17 protein-coding genes and 3 pseudogenes are annotated in these 17,457 nt (G+C 67.3%); 13 read left to right on the top strand and 7 right to left on the bottom strand.

Annotated features, from left to right (window positions below; all coding sequences use genetic code 11):
* The 4 genes and pseudogenes from CEY15_RS16890 to CEY15_RS16875 all read left to right on the top strand — a co-directional run.
* A partial coding sequence (locus tag CEY15_RS16890) for a transposase (protein ID WP_095719404.1) occupies positions 1-784 on the top strand: 784 nt, incomplete at its 5' end.
* Between the two features lie 25 nt (positions 785-809).
* Positions 810-1,292 (top strand): annotated as a pseudogene (locus CEY15_RS16885) (IS3-like element ISPfr13 family transposase); the annotation flags it as partial.
* Between the two features lie 280 nt (positions 1,293-1,572).
* Positions 1,573-2,787: an IS110 family transposase gene (locus CEY15_RS16880; RefSeq protein WP_095719402.1), complete on the top strand. Its 1,215-nt coding sequence runs from the start codon at positions 1,573-1,575 to the stop codon at positions 2,785-2,787.
* 22 nt (positions 2,788-2,809) lie between these two features.
* Positions 2,810-3,322, top strand: a pseudogene (locus tag CEY15_RS16875) (IS3 family transposase); the annotation flags it as partial.
* Positions 3,323-3,383: 61 nt separating this feature from the next.
* Here the strand turns inward: CEY15_RS16875 and CEY15_RS18555 are convergent.
* Entirely contained in the window at positions 3,384-3,530 is a 147-nt protein-coding gene (locus CEY15_RS18555; RefSeq protein ID WP_176475168.1) for a hypothetical protein, read from the bottom strand.
* Positions 3,531-3,669: 139 nt separating this feature from the next.
* On the opposite strand from CEY15_RS18555, the gene CEY15_RS18245 reads away from it, so the two are divergent.
* Positions 3,670-4,230 (top strand): hypothetical protein, encoded by a 561-nt coding sequence (locus CEY15_RS18245; RefSeq protein ID WP_141244297.1) that lies wholly within the window; start codon positions 3,670-3,672, stop codon positions 4,228-4,230.
* 68 nt (positions 4,231-4,298) lie between these two features.
* Here the strand turns inward: CEY15_RS18245 and CEY15_RS16865 are convergent, their stop codons facing one another.
* Both CEY15_RS16865 and CEY15_RS16860 read right to left on the bottom strand, forming a co-directional pair.
* Positions 4,299-6,257 (bottom strand): hypothetical protein, encoded by a 1,959-nt coding sequence (locus CEY15_RS16865; RefSeq protein ID WP_245847702.1) that lies wholly within the window; start codon positions 6,255-6,257, stop codon positions 4,299-4,301.
* 118 nt (positions 6,258-6,375) lie between these two features.
* Positions 6,376-7,260 (bottom strand): sulfurtransferase, encoded by an 885-nt coding sequence (locus CEY15_RS16860; protein WP_428844205.1) that lies wholly within the window; start codon positions 7,258-7,260, stop codon positions 6,376-6,378.
* 151 nt (positions 7,261-7,411) lie between these two features.
* On the opposite strand from CEY15_RS16860, the gene CEY15_RS16855 reads away from it, so the two are divergent.
* Complete coding sequence (locus tag CEY15_RS16855; protein ID WP_095719399.1) at positions 7,412-7,642, top strand: type II toxin-antitoxin system Phd/YefM family antitoxin; 231 nt, start codon at positions 7,412-7,414, stop codon at positions 7,640-7,642.
* Between the two features lie 5 nt (positions 7,643-7,647).
* Entirely contained in the window at positions 7,648-8,025 is a 378-nt protein-coding gene (locus CEY15_RS16850) for a type II toxin-antitoxin system VapC family toxin (RefSeq protein ID WP_245847701.1), read from the top strand.
* Positions 8,026-8,146: 121 nt separating this feature from the next.
* On the opposite strand, the gene clpB is transcribed toward CEY15_RS16850, so the two are convergent.
* Positions 8,147-10,699, bottom strand: coding sequence for an ATP-dependent chaperone ClpB (gene clpB / locus CEY15_RS16845; RefSeq protein WP_095719397.1), 2,553 nt, complete (start codon positions 10,697-10,699; stop codon positions 8,147-8,149).
* 313 nt (positions 10,700-11,012) lie between these two features.
* Between clpB and CEY15_RS16840 the strand changes: the two genes are divergently transcribed.
* On the top strand, positions 11,013-11,675 hold the full coding sequence (locus tag CEY15_RS16840; RefSeq protein WP_095719396.1) for a hypothetical protein: 663 nt from the start codon (positions 11,013-11,015) through the stop codon (positions 11,673-11,675).
* Positions 11,676-11,740: 65 nt separating this feature from the next.
* Here the strand turns inward: CEY15_RS16840 and CEY15_RS16835 are convergent, their stop codons facing one another.
* The gene (locus tag CEY15_RS16835; RefSeq protein ID WP_095719395.1) at positions 11,741-12,355 is read right to left on the bottom strand and encodes a malonic semialdehyde reductase; all 615 of its coding nucleotides are present in this window, start codon (positions 12,353-12,355) and stop codon (positions 11,741-11,743) included.
* Positions 12,356-12,527: 172 nt separating this feature from the next.
* Here CEY15_RS16835 and CEY15_RS16830 point away from each other — a divergent pair, with 172 nt between their 5' ends.
* From CEY15_RS16830 to CEY15_RS16810, 5 genes are all read left to right on the top strand, one after another.
* On the top strand, positions 12,528-13,226 hold the full coding sequence (locus CEY15_RS16830) for a hypothetical protein (RefSeq protein ID WP_095719394.1): 699 nt from the start codon (positions 12,528-12,530) through the stop codon (positions 13,224-13,226).
* Positions 13,227-13,293: 67 nt separating this feature from the next.
* Positions 13,294-13,764, top strand: a complete 471-nt coding sequence (locus tag CEY15_RS16825) for a hypothetical protein (protein ID WP_141244296.1) — start codon at positions 13,294-13,296, stop codon at positions 13,762-13,764.
* A 149-nt stretch (positions 13,765-13,913) separates the two neighbouring features.
* Positions 13,914-14,213: a hypothetical protein gene (locus CEY15_RS16820; RefSeq protein ID WP_095719392.1), complete on the top strand. Its 300-nt coding sequence runs from the start codon at positions 13,914-13,916 to the stop codon at positions 14,211-14,213.
* Positions 14,214-14,229: 16 nt separating this feature from the next.
* Positions 14,230-14,970 carry a hypothetical protein gene (locus CEY15_RS16815; RefSeq protein ID WP_095719391.1) on the top strand — a complete coding sequence of 247 codons (741 nt, stop codon included), beginning with the start codon at positions 14,230-14,232 and terminating at the stop codon, positions 14,968-14,970.
* 17 nt (positions 14,971-14,987) lie between these two features.
* Positions 14,988-15,278: a hypothetical protein gene (locus CEY15_RS16810; RefSeq protein WP_095719390.1), complete on the top strand. Its 291-nt coding sequence runs from the start codon at positions 14,988-14,990 to the stop codon at positions 15,276-15,278.
* A gap of 140 nt (positions 15,279-15,418) precedes the next feature.
* On the opposite strand, the gene CEY15_RS16805 is transcribed toward CEY15_RS16810, so the two are convergent.
* Positions 15,419-16,084: a hypothetical protein gene (locus CEY15_RS16805; protein WP_141244295.1), complete on the bottom strand. Its 666-nt coding sequence runs from the start codon at positions 16,082-16,084 to the stop codon at positions 15,419-15,421.
* 617 nt (positions 16,085-16,701) lie between these two features.
* A pseudogene (locus CEY15_RS16800) lies at positions 16,702-17,457 on the bottom strand (hypothetical protein); the annotation flags it as partial.

Below are 17,457 nucleotides of genomic sequence, written 5' to 3'. Positions count from 1 at the left end.
AGCCGTTGCACGCGTTGCTCTGCGCGAAGATGACCTACCGACGGCCGAGCTGCCCGGCCCGGCGCGGGAGATCAAGCTGTTGTCCGACCATCGTCGTAGCCTGGTCGCTCGACGTACTGCTATGCAATCCAAGGTCCGCTGGTTCCTGCACGAGATTGATCCTGACCTGCAGATACCGTCCCGGGCACTGCGTCGCTACCACCTGCTGGATGAGCTAATCGCACGACTCTACGAACACACCGGGGCGGTGGCCGAGATTGCCCGGGATCTCCTGGAGGACATTCGGTCGCTCACTCGGAGGATCAATGAGATCGAGAGCCGCCTGACCAAGCTGGTGCGTGCGGATCACCCAAGTCTTCTCGAGGTCCCGGGCCTCGGGGTTCTCGGCGCGGCCACAATTATCGGGGAGACCGCCGGGGTCAGGCGGTTCAAGTCCAAAGACGCCTTCGCCCGTTTCAACGGCACCGCCCCAATTCCTGTCTGGTCGGGCAACAAGGTCCGCGTCAGGCTGTCCCGGGGCGGCAACAGGCGCATCAATACCGCGCTGCACATGGCCGCGGTGACCCAGCTGCGACTCGGCGCAGAAGGTACCGCCTACTTCGACAAGCTCATCGCCTCCGGCAAGACCCGAACCGAGGCGTTGCGCCTGCTCCGCCGCCGCATATCCGATCGGGTGTTCGCAGCGATGCGGGCAGACGAAACACGGGTCGTGCTCGACGCCACGTCACCTCCTCCACCTGCAGCACCGCAATCTCCAATCGCTGCGCTCCAGACGGCCGCTTAACGAAGACTTGACATAGGAGCATCGGGGAGCTCGACCCCCGCAACCGGTGATCTGCGAGTTCATCGACCAACTCCGGTCGGAAGGTCATGCGGTCGAGTCGATCTGCAGAGGATTGCGCAGAGCAGGCCTGCAGATCGCCGCACGGACCTACCGCGAGTGGACTTCGCCGCAGCGCGTGGTGGCGGCCAGGACCGTCAGCGACGCCGAGGTCGAGGACACCGTTCGCAAGCTCGTGTGGCAGCCCGATGGGCAGGGGCGCCGGAAGATGCAACCAGCCGGCCTGTACGGGCGCCGCAAGATGCTTGCCGAGGTGCACCGGGCCGGTCTGACCACAGCCAGCCCAGGAGCAGTGGACCGTGTGATGCGAACACTCGGGCTATCAGGCGTACTCCGGTCCAAGAAGGTGTACACCACCTCCTCGGATCCGGACGGTGTTCGGGCGCCGGACCTTGTCGATCGCAACTTCACCTCGGATCGGCCCGACCGGCTCTGGGTCGCCGACTTCACCTAATGGGGTGGTCGCCGTCGGAGACGGCGGCAAGCCGGTCAACGGGTTCTACTGAGATTTTACCGGCCCGGGCGGATGCTTGAGAGGAGCTGCCTTCGGGTGCCCACTCGTCAGTTTCAACCAGTCCGCGAGAGGCTTCCAACATAGACGGTGGCCCCGTCGATCGGCAGGACGGAACAGGACTTATGAGATGCCGCGCCCACTGAGCGCTCTCCATTAGGTTGTTCGCCCGCCCTGCGTGCTCGCCACCGGAAGTACTCCATGAGGAAGGGTCACCATCATGACTATTACTGTCGGTATCGACTGGGCCGAGGACCACCACGATGCCGCGATCATGTCCGCCAGCGGGAGCGTCGAGCGTCGACTGAGGTTTTCTGCAGATGCCGCTGGCTTCACCGAACTGTTGACCGCCATCGCCGAGCACGGTGGCCACCCCGACGAGACGAGCATCGGGATCGAAACCGACAAAAACCTGCTGGTCACCGCGTTGAAGGAAGCCGGGTTCACTGTCTACGCGCTCAATCCTCGAGCTGTGGCCAGATACCGCGAGCGATTCGGACAAGCCGGAGGCAAGTCCGATGCTAAAGACGCGATGGTCCTCGCCGACATTCTTCGGACCGATCGCCACCAGCACCGACCGATGCCGTCGCTGAGTCACCAGAACCAGTCTCTTCGGGTGCTGGCCCGCCAGCACCAGGAAGCTCTCTGGGCCTTGCACGACACCCTGAACAGGCTCCGTTCTGTGTTGCTCGAGTTCTACCCCCAGGCGCTGCGGGCGTTTCCGAAACTGACCCATCGCGCCGCGTTGGCCGTCCTGGCCGCAGCTCCAACTCCAACTCAGGGGCGCCGCCTCACGCCATCCCGAGTGTCCGCCGCGCTCAAGCGGGCGGGCCGCCGAAACGACCCTGACCTGGTCGAACACATCGTGGCGTCGCTGCGGCATCCATCGCTGTGTCAGCCGCAGGACGTGGAGCGCAGCCTCGGCATCACCGTGGCCGGACTCGTGGCCATATGCCAACAGATGCACCTCGCGATTACCAGTCTCGAGGAGCAGATGCGCATCGAGTTCCACAATCACCCGACGGCGCCGATCATCGAATCCGTCCCCGGAATCGGCGTTATCCTCGGTGCTCGAATCCTTGCCGAGATCGGCGACGATCCCAGCCGCTTCACCACAGCCCGTGGACTTCGAGCGTTCGCCGGCACCGCCCCGGTGACCCGAGCCTCCGGCCGCTCCCACTACGTCAAAGCCCGACGGATACGGAACAAGCGACTGGCCGACGCGTGCCACTGGTGGGCCTTTGCCTCCCTGACCTCCTCCCCGGGCGCCCGCGCCTACTACGACCACCGTCGAGCACTCGGCGATAGACACAACGCGGCACTGCGCAACCTCGCGAACAAGCTCCTCGGACGCCTGTGGTGGTGCCTGCAAACCGGACAACTCTGGGACGACCACACCGCCTGGCCCATGCCTTCACTTCAGGCCGCCGCTTGACAACTGACCGGCATGAGATGTCTACGTCCGGACTTGGGCCGGCTTCACCTACGTGGCGTTCATCGTCGACGTGTTCGCCCAGCGCATCGTGGCGTGGAACGCGGCCACCACCATGGCCACGGACCTGGTCATGACTCCACTGCGGATGGCGCTGTGGCAACGCGATCGCGAGGGACACCCGATCGAACCCAAGTCGCTGGTCAGCCACTCGGACGCGGGCAGTCAATATACATCTGTAGCGTTCACTGAACGCCTCGCGTTAGAGGGTATCGACCCGTCGATCGGCAGCGTCGGGGACGCGTACGACAATGCGCTCATGGAGACGATCAACGGCCTCTACAAGGCCGAGTGCATCCGCTCGTTGATCTTCCACGACGGGCCGTACAAGACGATCTCCGACGTCGAGTACGCCACCGCCGCGTGGGTCGAGTGGTACAACAATGAACGGCTCCACTCGAGCCTGGACTACGTCCCGCCCATCGAGTTCGAGCAGAGCTACTACGCCGCTCTCAACCGAGAGCTGCAACCCACATAGGGAGCGGCGGGAAACCTGGGGCGGTTCACACCGCCGCGCTCGTGACGGTCGACCCGACCACTCAGACCAATGCCGCGGGCACCGATGTCCTCCGCATCTGGGGCGGCACCTCTGCCCGATACGGCACGAGCAACGGCACGACCACGAACTCGGGGCTGGCAAAGACCAGCAACACCTCGTTCCAGCTGCCCGGGGTTACCTTCAGCATGCGTGCGCCGAACACTCCCAGCGAGGTCATCAACTTCGGCCTCCCGGGCGCAGGGGCCGCCTCGCCGACGAACGCGCAGTCAACGCAGTTCCAGTACACGCGAGGCACCGCTAACGCCGGTACCCAGGTGGAGTGTGCCGTGAGCGCCAATGCTGCCGCACTCACCAACACGGTGATCACCAACGCCCCGTGGGTTCCGTTCGAATGGAACACCAACCTGAATGTCCAGGCTCAGCCCGGCGCCCTCGACGACGAGTCACTCGCGGTCAACGTGGTCACCTCGTTCCAGCGTCCCGCGAACGACTTCCCCGCGGGCACAATGGTCCAGATCCTCCGCGACGGTGTCGAAATCGGAGAGGTCGAGAGGCCGGCGACCGGGACCACCATCTCCTTCCCGGATGACATCGCGCGCGCGGCCGACACCCAGGTGTACCGCTACACGGCTGTGTTGAACAATTCCGACGCGCTCGGCGACACCTGGGTCGGCGCGACCGCCACCTCATCGCCCATCATCGTCACCGGGACCAACCCGGGCGCAGGGGGAGGCGGCACGGGTTCGCTGGACCCCGGTTCCGTCATCAACCCGATCGACTCGGCCATCGGCGGCTCGCTCACCTCGGCCCTGTCCGGCTCGGTCGGGTACGACGTCGCACCGCTGTCGAGCCCGAACGTCACCGGTCTGCTGAGCTCGGCCAGCTGATACACCCCGCACAACCGAGAGGACCCGTCCGCGCAGACAGCGCGGTCGGGTCCTCTCGGTGCGGTAGGTCAGTCCCGGATGTCCGGGGGCAACTGGATTCGCGTGGTCTGTTCGACATCCGGGTCCACGCCCGGCCGCTCCCGGCCGGTGCCCCTCGCGTCGCCGCTGCCGGACGCGCCCTGCTCGTCCTCCGGTTCCGCGCGCCGGTGCTTGCCGCTGCCGGCCCGGGCAGGCGCGGGCGTCACCTCGGGCCGCAGCCAGACAGGGGTCTGATCGTCAGCGGGATGGGCGTGGCGTCCTCCCGTTCCCGAGTCGAGGTCGGACCCGCCGTCGATGCGGGCCGCGTCGAAACGCTCGACCTCGGTACGGATCTCGTCCTCGTCGTCCTGGGACCCCAGCGGCTTGATCCCAGATCCCCCCGTGGTCACGCCCGCGGCCAGTGGAGGGACCGAGGCGTCCTCGGGATAGGCCTGGCCGACACCGCGGGTCGGGCGGGACAGCGGCGGTCGCTCGGGAAGATGGTCCGCGGCCACGTCCCCGCGAGCCGGAACCGGCCCGGAGGGTTCCATGATCTCGGCGAAGGGATCCGGTTCCTCCGCCACGGCGGGCTCCGGGGCTGCCGCGTCATCGGCGTTGTCGGCGTCGTCGTTATCCGGGGCGTCGTTCGTGTCGTCGTCGGCCTTGTAACCGGCCTCGGCTGCCGCGTCCTCCGAGGACGTGTCGCCGCGGTCGGCCACCACGGGCACGTCCGCGAGATCGCGCGCACCCTTGCGTTCGGGGACCAACCTCAGATGCCCGGCCCGCCGGGGTTCGGGCTGCAAGGGTTCGGGCGCCTCGTCCCGTGCGTCGGGGTCGGTGGTCTGCGCGGCCACCTCCACCGGACCGTGGTGCGCGACGCCGCCTGCGTCGGCCGGATCCGACGCCTCAGCAGACGATTTTGCCGGCAATGCTTCCGGCGTCGTCGCCCCGTGGGTGGCGGTCCCGACCTCGCCGTCCATTCCCACCGTGGGGTCCGCCTCCGGGCCGTCGGCGGAGCCGGGCGAACCGGGATCGATCTCGAGGGGAAGGGCACGGGCCCGTCCACCGATGGGGGGAAGCGGGGCCACGACGTCGGCCGCCGCGTGCAGAGCCATGACGACGTCGTCCCAACCGGACGGGTCGTCGACGCCGTCGACCGTCGCCGCAACCCACTCCCCTTCGGCCCAGATCCGGCGCACCTCGGCGGGGATGTCGCTGACAGCACCGGCCAGTCGGTCGCGATCGATCAGAGTGAGCCTGCCGTAGTCGGAGCACCGCGCCTCGAGCGTCGCCACCTGGCCGGCATCGTGGAAGCCGGGTTCAGCGTCGACGTCGGGGCGGCTGAGGTCCAACACCACGTCCGAGGCCGTGTCGCGGCGCAGTGCGAGGATCGTCCGGCCCCCGGTGACGCCCATGATCGCCCGCCGCCCGCGGAACATGCCGTGGGACACCGTCCCCAGGGCGCTGAGACCACCAGCGAAATCGCCGTGCAGGAACTCGGGCGCCGGGGTGGGGGTCGGCTCGAACTCGCGGTCCTCCAGCCACCGCACCACCGGCGAGTCGGCGAGCGGATCGACGGCGGGCGCCGCGGGCTGCTCGGACGGGCGCGCGGTCCGCCTGCGCGCCGGGAGCAGGCCCCGGACCCGATCGAGCAGCCGGGGCGCGGAGTGCGTGGCGGGCTCGGCGTCAGAATCGGTGAGCGACTCGGTGGCGGGATCATCGGGCAACGCGTCGGCCGGACCGACCGCCCGCTGGAACGGGGCGAGTCGCGGAGCCCCGGAGCCGTCCGGATGCCCCTCGTCGGAGTCGCTGTGATCACCCGCCGGCGGGGTGACGGGCGGGACCAAGTCGTCGTCGGAAAGGCTGCTCGTGTCCTCCGCCGACTCGGCGACGGTCGCCGTCGTCGTCTCTCCCGCCGCGGCGCCGCGGCGTTGCCTGGCGTCCAGACGCAGGAGGAGGAGTGCCGCAGCGAGCAGCACGAGGGCCAGGAGGAACCAGAACACGACCATGTCCACAGAGGGTAGTCAGCGCTGGTGGGGTTGCCCGCCAGGCGCTGCGGCGCTGCGGCACCTGGCCGCACCCGGGCCCAGCCGGAGGCGAGTCAGCGAGACGGGTCGGCGGGACGTATCAGCGGGGGTCCTCGCCCAGGGCGATCGGCCTGCGACGGTCCGCCGACCACTGCGACCACGACCCCGGGAACAGGCGCCCCGCCTCCAGGCCGGCCACCTCCATCGCCGCGAGCGCGTGGCAGGCGTGGATGCCGGACCCGCAGTACACGACCGTTTCCTTTCCACTGGTCACCCCCACGTCGGCGAACATCTGACGCAGACGCTCGGCGGGGAGGAATCGGCCGGTGTCGTCCAGGAACGAGGCGGTGGGCAGGTTGACGGCGCCCGGGATGTGACCGGCCCGGGAATCCATCGGTTCCGTGTGGCCCGCGTAGCGTTCGGCCGCGCGGACGTCGATCAGGACACCTTGGTCGGGACTGGCCTGCGTCTCGTCGATATCGGCGGTGCGCATGTGATCGAGCCTGAACGTGAAATCGCCCCGCTCCACCGGATTGCCCGGGCCCACTGCCAGATCCTCACCCTCGGCGATCCACGCCTTGAGCCCACCGTCGAGCAGGTAGACGTCCTTCTTACCCGCCCAGCGCATCAGCCACCAGGCGCGCGCCGCGGAGGTGTTCCCCGAATCGTCGTAGATCACCACGCGACTGTCGTTGTTCACGCCGGCACGGCGCAGGGCGTCCTCGAAGTCCTCCGGCGAGGGCAGCGGATGACGGCCCTCCCGGACGTTGCGTTGGCCCGAGAGCTCGGTGGGCAGGTCCACGTACTGCGCGCCGGGGATGTGGCCGGAGAAGTAGTGCTCACGGCCGCGGGCGTCGCCGAGTCGCCAGCGCACATCGAGGATCACGGGGGTGGGAAGACTCGCCACGTCGCTGATCAACTCGCGTGCCGTCACGAGAAGGGGACTGACCTGGGTGTCGGATGCGGGTGCGGTGGCTCTGGTCACGGGTCCATGGTAGACGCGTCGACGACCCAGCGGATCCCCTCATCGGGGGCTGATCGTCCACACCGGGCGGGTCGGGGCGGATACCCGACGTCAAGACGAGCACACCGGACACTTATGGACTTAGTCCGACTTAGTCCATAAAATCCAGCTCATGACGACGGTGAATATCCACGAGGCGAAGACGCACCTGTCCAAGCTGTTGGAACGCATCGAGGCGGGTGAGACCATCACGATCGCGCGTGCCGGGCGCCCGGTCGCGGATCTGGTCCCCCACCGGCGGGCGGACATCGTATGGGGCGCGCTCAAGGGGCAGATCGCCTACGTCGACGCAGACCTGATGGGCCCGGACGAGGACGTCATCGCGTTGTTCGACGGGCAGTGACCGGGATGCTCCTCGACAGCCACGTGGTGGTCTGGCTCATGGACGACAATCCGCGTCTCGGCCCCTCCGCACGTGAGGCGATCGCCTCCGCACCCGCAGTGCTGTGCTCGGCGGCCTCCCTCTGGGAACTACGCATCAAGCACCTCAACGGAAAAATCAGCGTGCCGACCGAATTCACCGAGTCCGTGTTCGCAGCCGGAGTGCTCGAACTGCCGGTCTCATCAGCCCATGTGGCCGCCGTCGACCCTTCAGCACTGCCCCACCGAGATCCGTTCGACCACATGCTCGTCGCGCAGGCTCGCGTCGAGGGGCTGCGATTCGTCACCGCAGACGCCGCGATCCTCGCGGCCGGACTCCCCTTCGTCGTCGACGCGAGGAAGTAGGCACTCCCCGCCTCACGGGCACCGTCGCGGGGTCGCGTCACTCCGGGATCTGCGGTCGCCCGCCACGCACAACGACACGGTCCCGACCACCATCAGGTGGTCGGGACCGTCGTTCGACGCCTCAGCCCAGCGTGAGCGACTCCCCGTCCTCGGCGAGGGAGACCCGCACGGCGTCGCCGTCGCGGATGTCGCCGGCGAGCAGCGCCCGGGCGAGCTTGTCGCCGATCGCCTGCTGCACCAGCCGGCGCAGCGGGCGGGCGCCGTAGGCGGGATCGTAGCCCCGCCGGGCCAGCCAGCCCTTGGCCGCGTCGTCGACCTCGAGGGTCAGGCGCCGTCCCTTGAGGCGCCGCGCGAGTTCGTCGATCTGGATGTCGACGATCGACTCGAGCTGCTCCTCGCTGAGCGGGTCAAAGACCACGACGTCGTCCAGCCGGTTGATGAACTCCGGCTTGAACGCGCGTTTGACCGCGTCCATCATCTGCTCCCGCGAGCCACCCGCGCCCAGATTGGAGGTGAGCACGAGGATGGTGTTGCGGAAGTCCACGGTCCGGCCCTGGCCGTCGGTGAGACGACCGTCGTCGAGCACCTGCAGGAGGATGTCGAACACGTCCGGGTGCGCCTTCTCGACCTCGTCGAGCAGCACGATCGTGTACGGACGCCGCCGCACGGCCTCGGTGAGCTGCCCGCCCGCCTCGTAGCCGACGTACCCCGGAGGGGCACCGACGAGCCGCGAGACACTGTGCTTCTCGGAGTACTCGCTCATGTCGATCCGGACCATGGCCCGCTCGTCGTCGAACAGGAACTCCGCGAGCGCCTTGGCCAACTCCGTCTTACCCACGCCCGTGGGACCGAGGAAGAGGAACGAGCCGGTGGGCCGGTTGGGGTCGGCGACCCCGGCGCGCGCCCGTCGGACCGCGTCGGACACCGCCCGGACCGCATCGCCCTGGCCGACGACCCGGCGCGCGATCTCGTCCTCCATGCGCAGGAGCTTCTCGGTCTCCCCCTGGAGCATCTTGCCCACGGGGATCCCGGTCCAGGCGGAGACGACCTCGGCCACGTCCTCGGGCCCGACCTCCTCCTTGAGCATGGCGTTCGAGGCGGCCTCGCTCTCCTCGGCCTCGGCGAGCTGCTTCTCCAGCTCGGGAAGCCGGCCGTAACGGATCTCGGCGACGCGCGCGTAGTCGCCGTCGCGCTCGGCCTTCTCCGACTCCGTGCGCAGTGCGTCGAGTTCCTCCTTGACCTTCTGCACGCCCTGGATGGCCGTCTTCTCGTTCTGCCACCGCGCGGTCAGCTCGGCGAGCTTCTCCTTGGAGTCGGCGAGCTCGGACTGGAGCGCGACCAGACGGTCCTTGGACGCCGCGTCGGTCTCCTTCTGCAGCGCCACCTCCTCGATCTCGAGCCGGCGCACGATCCGCTCGGCGGCGTCGATCTCCTCCGGTCGGGAGTCGATCTCCATCTTGAGCCGGCTCGCGGCCTCGTCGACCAGGTCGATCGCCTTGTCCGGCAGGAACCGCTGGGTGATGTAGCGATCCGAGAGCGTGGCCGCGGAGACCAACGCGGAGTCGGTGATGCGCACGCCGTGGTGCACCTCGTAGCGCTCCTTGAGCCCGCGCAGGATGCCGACGGTGTCCTCGACGCTCGGCTCCCCCACGTAGACCTGCTGGAAGCGGCGCTCCAGCGCGGCGTCCTTCTCGATGTACTTGCGGTACTCGTCGAGCGTGGTGGCACCGACCAGCCGGAGCTCACCGCGGGCGAGCATCGGCTTGATCATGTTGCCGGCGTCCATCGACCCCTCACCGGTCGCGCCGGCGCCGACGATGGTGTGGATCTCGTCGATGAAGGTGATGATCTGGCCCTCGGAGGCGGTGATCTCGTCGAGCACGGCCTTGAGCCGCTCCTCGAACTCGCCGCGGTACTTGGCGCCCGCGACCATCGAGCCCAGATCCAGGGAGAGCAGGGTCTTGCCCCGCAGCGACTCGGGGACGTCACCGTCCACGATGCGTCGGGCCAGTCCCTCGACGATGGCGGTCTTGCCCACGCCGGGCTCGCCGATGAGCACCGGGTTGTTCTTGGTGCGGCGGCTCAGCACCTGGACCACGCGCCGGATTTCCGAGTCGCGGCCGATGACCGGGTCGATCTTGCCGTCCCGCGCCCGGGCCGTGAGATCCGTGGAGTACTTCTCCAGCGCCTGGTACTGGTCCTCGGGATTCTCGGTGGTCACGCGGGTGTTGCCGCGGACGGCGGTGAAGGCCTTCTTCAGCGCGTCCTCGGTGGCTCCGAGCTCGTTGAGGAGTTTGGCGGCGTCGCCCCCGGTGTGGCCCGCCGCGATGCCGACCAGGACGTGCTCGGTGGAGACGTAGTCGTCGCCCATCTCGGTGGCGAGGTTCTGGGAGAAACTGATGACGGCGAGGGCGTCGCGGTTGAAGTTGGGGGCGGCCAGCCCCGAGCCGGACGCACTGGGGTAACTCGCGGTGAGGGCCTTGGCCTGCGTAAGCGCAAGCTGCGGGTCCACGCCACAGGCCTGGAGCAGGGGCGTGGCGATCCCGTCCTGCTGCTCGAGCAGTGCCACGAGGAGGTGGCCCGGACGGACATCCGGGTTCCCTGCCGCGGAAGCGGATTGGACGGCGGCCGACAGAGCCGCCTGGGTCTTGGTCGTGGGGTTGAACTGGCTCATCGACCGGTCCTTTCTTCGACGTGTTCTTGAGCGTACTCGGATCAATCCCGGCCCACAGCGGGACCGGACAGTCCGTACAACTGCCGAACAGTTGAGTCTATTCCGCTCAAGTCGCTGATTCCGGTGTGAACGCCGCCACGACGTGAGTATGTTCTTACGGGTACCGCGAGGGCCCCTCCCCTCGCATCGACCCAGGACAGGCCCCCGTTGACCCCCTCACCCCACCCCGCTCCGTGAACAGTCAGCGATCTGTTCATCCCGCCGTCAGCTTCTCCGCCTACCTGCTGGCGATCGTCGTACCGGCGCAGCCCGCGTGTCAGGCGGGGACGGCGGCCTGTTCAGGCCGACCCACGCGGATGCCGCCAACTCCACGGTCCCGGGCACGGCCGTCCCGCACCGGGGCGAGTGGTCGCCTCGCCGCGCCGCGGACATCCAGCCCCCTGCCGGGCTGATCGCGGGGGGCGACTACGCGGTCGAGGCCACCGAGGACGGGTACCTCGCACATTGGCCGTGCGAACACGAGATCCCCGTGCGCTCCTACGACGCGCCCCCGGGCAGCGAGTCCGACCTCGCGTGGGCGGTCGAGACGCTTGCCTTCGCCAGCGGCCTCCCCCTCAGGTACGCGGGGCCCGGTGCCGAGGGAGAGCGCGAAGGCGACGGCCCCATCTCCGTGACGTACCGCGACCACCCCATGTTCCACACCGACCCCGAGATCGCGGGGCTGGGCGGCGTCACAGTGTGGCCGCGAGGGTTGGTACTCCGGGGCTCGGTGACCCTGCGGCCGGATCAGATCAGCCCCGTCCCCGGGGACGCCTGGACCCGCAGCCTGACGCTTCACGAACTCATGCACGCCGTGGGCGTCGACCACGCCGTGGCGCACGGGCCCGAGGTCATGGCGGAACGACCGGGCCCGCACCCTCCTACGATCCTGGGCTACGGCGACCAGTTCGCGCTACGACTCGTCGGCTGCCTGTGACGCGCGGGCTGTGCCTATGACGCGCGGGCTGCCCGGCACGCTCCAGCTGCGGGTGACGACCCCCCTCAGAGGCTCGTGACGACCTCGTCGTAGTCGAGTCGCGGCAGCCGGTCGAACCAGGCGTTCTCCGCCGGCGTGCCGATGTTGATCGCCACGAGGACGCGGTGGCGCCCGTCGGGGAAGAACTCCGCGGCGATCCCCTCGGCGTCGAACCCGGTCATGGGGCCGGCGGCGAGACCCGCGGCGCGGATGCCCAAGATGGTGTACCCCACCTGCAGGCTCGCGTTGAGCTCGGCCGCGCCGGCCCGCGCGGCCTCGTCGGAGAACAGGTCACGGGCCCCGGGGAAGTGGGGGAAGAGCCGGGGCAACTCGTCGTGGAAGTCCACGTCAGCGGCGAGCAGCGCGACGGCGGGGGCGGAGGCGGTCTTGGCCCGGTTCCCCTCGGCGAGGTGCGGAAGCAGGCGGGCCTTGGCCTCCTCGGAGCGCAGCACGACGATCCTCAGCGGCTGGTTGTTCATCGACGTCGGCGCCCACTTGACCAGGTCGTAGATCGCGCGGAGTTGCTCGTCGGTCACGGGCTCGTCGGTAAACGCGTTGGCAGAACGGGCCTGACGGAAGAGCAGGTCTTGAGCGGCGGAGTCCAGCTGGAGGGAGGCCTGAGCCTCAAAAGAAGTTGTCATATCTACTAGAACTCGGGGCGGGCCCATCCGAATCCCGGCCGGACGGTGACGTCCGTCACCCCGCCGGGTGTCATGTGAACGTATGAAGAACAGGCGTTCATCCGGCACCCGGGCTCTAAGCGGTGTGGGCTGTTCAGTACAGAACAAGCCGCAGTCGGCAAGGAGCCAGAAAATGGACGAGCCGCTGGTCGTGCCGGGCCACCCGAGCGACAATCCGTCAACCGACGATTTCTGGCCGCACCTGGACCCGCGCCTCGACCCCGTGTTCTTCCCCGATGACGGAGTTCCGGCCGGTCCGTTCAGCGCAAGAGACGCCAAATGGTTCGCGATGTCCGCAGGTGACAGCGCGATCAACGATTCCCCGCTCATCCGGGACCCGCTGATTGCGATCACCGATTCCCGGATTCTCGTACTGGGCCGACCTGGTGCCGATGCGCCCCCGGACCGGCGACTCATCACCCAGTTCCGGCTCGTGTGCTGTTCGACCATCGAATGGGACCTCGGCAAGGCTCTCTCGACTCCGATGCTGATCCTCACCGGGATGATCGTGGACCGCTCTCCGGTCACCGTCTGCCTCGTCCTGCGATTCTCGAAGGTCACCGATGTGCGACAGCTGACCCAGGACGTCCTGCGCCGGGCCGCACGACAGTACCTACGTCTGGACCTGGTCGACCCGGGGCGTCGCCTCGGTTCCGGGGAGACGGAGAAAGAGTACGTCGGCCAGTTGGCACACTCCGTGATCGACAAGTCCGAACGACAGGCAACCGTCCCCTTTCCTCGCTTCCGCTGGATCCGTCATGGCGACGACTACCGCGAAGCGGGCCCCGAGGTTCGGCAACACATGGTGCACGCAGAACTGTCCGCCAACTGACAAGAAGGAACCGGCCATGGATGGACTAATCGGAATAGGTCTCGTCATCGCCTTTGTAGGTGGGTATATGTTGATCAGTCACCTCGTCGGATCTGCCTCAGACGCGGTGGTCAATGCAGCTTTCTCCCCAGTGGAGAAGATGATCGACAAGTCGAGCTACAACAAGGTCGCGCGGGAGTTGTCCATTCCCCACCAGTTCCGGTTACGCGCACCTGTCGAGCGAGTGCGGCAGGCCGTGGAGAACCTCCCCGGCGTACCGGACACGGTGCCTCCGCAATTCGCGCCGTACTACCTCCTCAAGGAACAGGGCCGCGCCAAGTTCGGTATCACGAACTCGATCCTGCCCAACCACTACGACATCGAGGTGACCTATCGGGCTGAGCCGTTCGGCGCGAGTGGAGAGCTTCGGTTCCATCGGTGGCCGAGCGATGCCGCCGACGATGTCGACTCCCACCGCGACATGGTCGAGACGGTCTTGGGCGAGCTCCGACACCTCGATCCCGGCATGCAGGTGCGTCGCCCGGAAGTCGCGGCGTGAGTGCCCCCGGAGGCGGCTGGGGACAGTGGAACGACGAGCCTCCCAATCGCCCACTTGCCGAGCCCTCCCAGCTAGAACCTTCGTCAGATGCCGGGCGAGCTGCGGACTTACCGGACCTCCAACGGTTGCTCTTCCGTCACTTCTCAGTCGTGGCGGCGGCTGCCGTCCTGGTGGTCGGCGGGGCCGTGATCACCCTTCTCACCTCCGGCGGGACAGCCGTCACCAACAGTTCCAGCGACGCCGAGCTGTGTTCCGCCTACCGTGCCGCGGAACGATCCTGGGACTCTCTCTCCACCGACGCGACCGAGATCTCGGCCCTCGGCTCCGTCGCACGGCGGCACTCGGACGGCGACGTCCGGGAGGCGGGAGAGCGGCTGGGCGCACTGTCCGGGGTCTTCAACTACGGCAGATATGCGTCCATCGTCCGGCCGATCGAATACACGTGTTGAGCCAGAAGGACGTCTCATGAGCACTTCCCCCCAGGCCTACCGTCCCGACGACCTCGCGGCCCGATCGATCGTGGCGGCCGGAGGTGCGTTCGTCATCCTGGTGCTGGCGGTCATTGGTTTCGCGGTTTCGGACTCGTGGCTCCCCGGCATCCTGGCGCTGGCGCTGATCCCGGTGCACGTCATTCTGGCGATCACGGACACCGACGTGCTCGACGATCCGAAGAACGCGAGTTCCCGGGCCGTCACCGAACTCCGACGGCTCGCCGGCGGCGGGGTTCTCGGTTCTGGCTTCACGCAACCCGGCGGCGGACCGCAGAAACAGGGCTTCGCGCGCGATATCGGCCCGGCACCCACTCCATTCACCCCACCCCCTCCACCGGGTGATGGCGGCTCGGAGGGGTGGCCCGCCGCCCCGGGATGGGAGTCGGGCGCAGGGTGGGCTCCCGAACAGGGCCCCAGGAACACCGGACAGCCCGGTGCCGCGCCTCCGAGTTCACCCGGCGCGCCGAATCCGCCCTCCAGCGGCCCGATGGCACGCCCATCACGCGTTCCGCTGGGCCCGGATCGCGGGTTCGAACCAGCCAGCGCCGACGGCCCCTCGACCCTCTACGGGTTCGGGTCCTACGGCGCCCGGAACGCCGCCGGCTCCGAAGAGACTCCAGATCGCAGCCCGCAACCCCCAGCCGAGCCGATCCACGAGTTCCCGGACCACGACGATCCCGACATGACGATCCAACGCCCCCCGCGACAACCCTGACCGAGGAGACCGAATCGATGTCCCACACAACCCGGATAGGCGCGCTCGCATCGACATTCGCGCTCGTACTTGTTCCACTCGCCGGCTGCGGAGCCCTCGACAGCAATCAGGGCGGTGACACCCCCTGCGGCGATTACCTGGCGATGACCGCCGACGAACAACGTGACGTCATCGACACCTACTTGAGCGAGCAGGGGAACTCGAATCCTGCAGGCTTCGAGGTCACACTGACGCTCCAGTCAGCGAAGCTCTACTGCAACACCATGGGGACATCCAGCGACCCGATCCGCAAGATCGAAACCGGGTAGACCGGCTTCGGCTCAGCCACTCCCCCTTGTTGGCACGGCGGCGGGCCGGCGCTCGTCGCGCTGGTGACGGCGGGCGTTGGCGCGGCAGTCGCAGCCGATGTCGCTAGGGCTGACACGATCCCGCCCGCGGTCTCTGCCATTCATCGACCGCCCCCGGTTCCGTTACCGGATGCGGGAGCGACCGTCGGCTCGGTCCGTTGTGCGCTGACGACCTTCAACAGGGCAGCCAGGTCCTCCATCTCGATCACCTCGGTCCCACCAACTTCGACCAGGAGCGACTGGCCGGACGAGGAGATGACTCCGACCACCCTGCCGAAGGCGGACAGGATGACGAGGAGCCCTATCAGAAGGATCACCAGCGTGAGGAGTGCCTGGATCATGCCAAGCCCAGTAGACGCATAGAGAAAAACGCCCCAACCAGAGAAGAAGAACATCAGCGCAAACAAGAGAATGATCGACCCGACTACCAATCGCTTGGAGTCGACCCCACGGCCAGAGACGACGGTATCAACGTTGTCCCAGGTGACGGAGCGTTCGAAGTAGCCGAGAATAAAAACGGAGAACACCGTCCTCGGCACTCGCACCACCACGCGCTTGTCCGTGACGACAATACTCTGGTCGAGGTGTTTGAACACTAGGCGCGGATGAAACTCAACCCACTTGATCGCGGTCTCCCCAGGCATGATTTCGACGTCTCTAGCGGCCATCCCGGCCCTCCTCCTGTCATCGAGCCACTTCAGGTTCCGCGAAGAGCAGCTCGGTCTTCGGCAGTCTTCCAGAGACAGAAGGCCACCGTCTGGCTTCATAGCGTGGATCGTGCATTCGTACGACAATCGAGCAGCAAGTTGATGATCCAGTCTTATCTCAACTCCAGCCCCGGCGTTCCGCCTGGCGCAAGTTGGTGCACCAGCTCACCGACGACCGATTCGCACAATCCCTTGAGTCCGCGGACCGACGACTGGTCGCCTCCCTCGGCCGATGCCGTGACTATTACCAATGTGGGGTCCCCCGAGCGAATTAACACCAAGAAGCAGTTTTGGATGACCGTCAGATCCTGGCCACCCCATCGAACCGCAAGGTGCTCAATTCTTGCTCCGCCGCGGTCGCTGACGGCGCACCGAGCTCTTTTTACCCGAACGGTCGGTCCACTTTCGACGTGCTCGACAAATGCATCCGCGGCACGGATCGTGGCATCGTCGTCAAGCGTCGGAACGGACTGGACCAGGAGATTCGCTCGAAACCGCTGGCCCTCAGACTGTGCGTCGGGCCCGATCAGCCACATGGCGGCGTGGATCGACTTCGGCGGCTTAAGAACAGCCCACCCCTCTGGCACTTCCGCCTCCAGACCAAGTAAAGCCGGATGTACCAGGCGATCATCTTCTGCCAGAACGGGTGGAGTGATGCCTCTAAACATTAGGACCCTCTAGAACTCAAATGGCAATTGAATAGGCGACGAGGTAGCAACTGAGGATTGTTCAGCCATTAGTCCGGCTGCCTCCCCGCGCAGCGCATGATCCATCATCGTCCCCAGTCCGCCCCCGACCAGGCCCCCGACCCCGGAGCCGATCACCGCGCCAACGGTTCCACAGACGACCGCCCCGATCGCAGTCCCCGGGCCGGGCAAAACCACGCTCCCCAGAGCGGCACCCACCGCAGCCCCCTTCACGCCACCGGCCATTCCCCCCACTATCGCGACAGCGGTCGACGACGAATGCTCGAAAAACCTCTCTCCGTCGTTGTGCTGCAGGTCGTCGAGCACCCTCCAGGTCCCTGTGAAACCGGCCAGGGCCCCGCCGAACTTCTCGAAGAATGGAGTCCCATAGGTGCTATCGAGCAACTGGCCCGTCCACTTGAGAACATCATCGATTCCTATTAACCGCCGCTCCATCTCCTCTGCCATCTCACGCATCGGGAAGCCCGACTCAGCGGTTACATCAACCATTCCAGAGAACAGCCCCGAGCCGCCGGTCATGGCGCCCTCGGCAGCACTCGCGTCGTCCTGCGCTTCAGCGTTCGCGCGCAGAGTGTCCGCATAACGCCTGAGAAGGGTCGCGGCATTCGCGATGGCCCGGGAGTCGGTGGCGCCCCAGCCATCCGCGAACTGCCGGTTGTCCAGTCCTCGCCAGATGTCGGCCCTGTCCACCCACACCTGGACGGAGGTCCTCGTGCTCGTCAGCGT

Source organism: Dietzia natronolimnaea, from assembly GCF_002289575.1.
Classification (GTDB): Bacteria; Actinomycetota; Actinomycetes; order Mycobacteriales; family Mycobacteriaceae; genus Dietzia; species Dietzia natronolimnaea_A.
The sequence above is the reverse complement of the archived record's forward strand: the minus strand, read 5'-3'. Positions and strand labels throughout refer to the sequence as shown.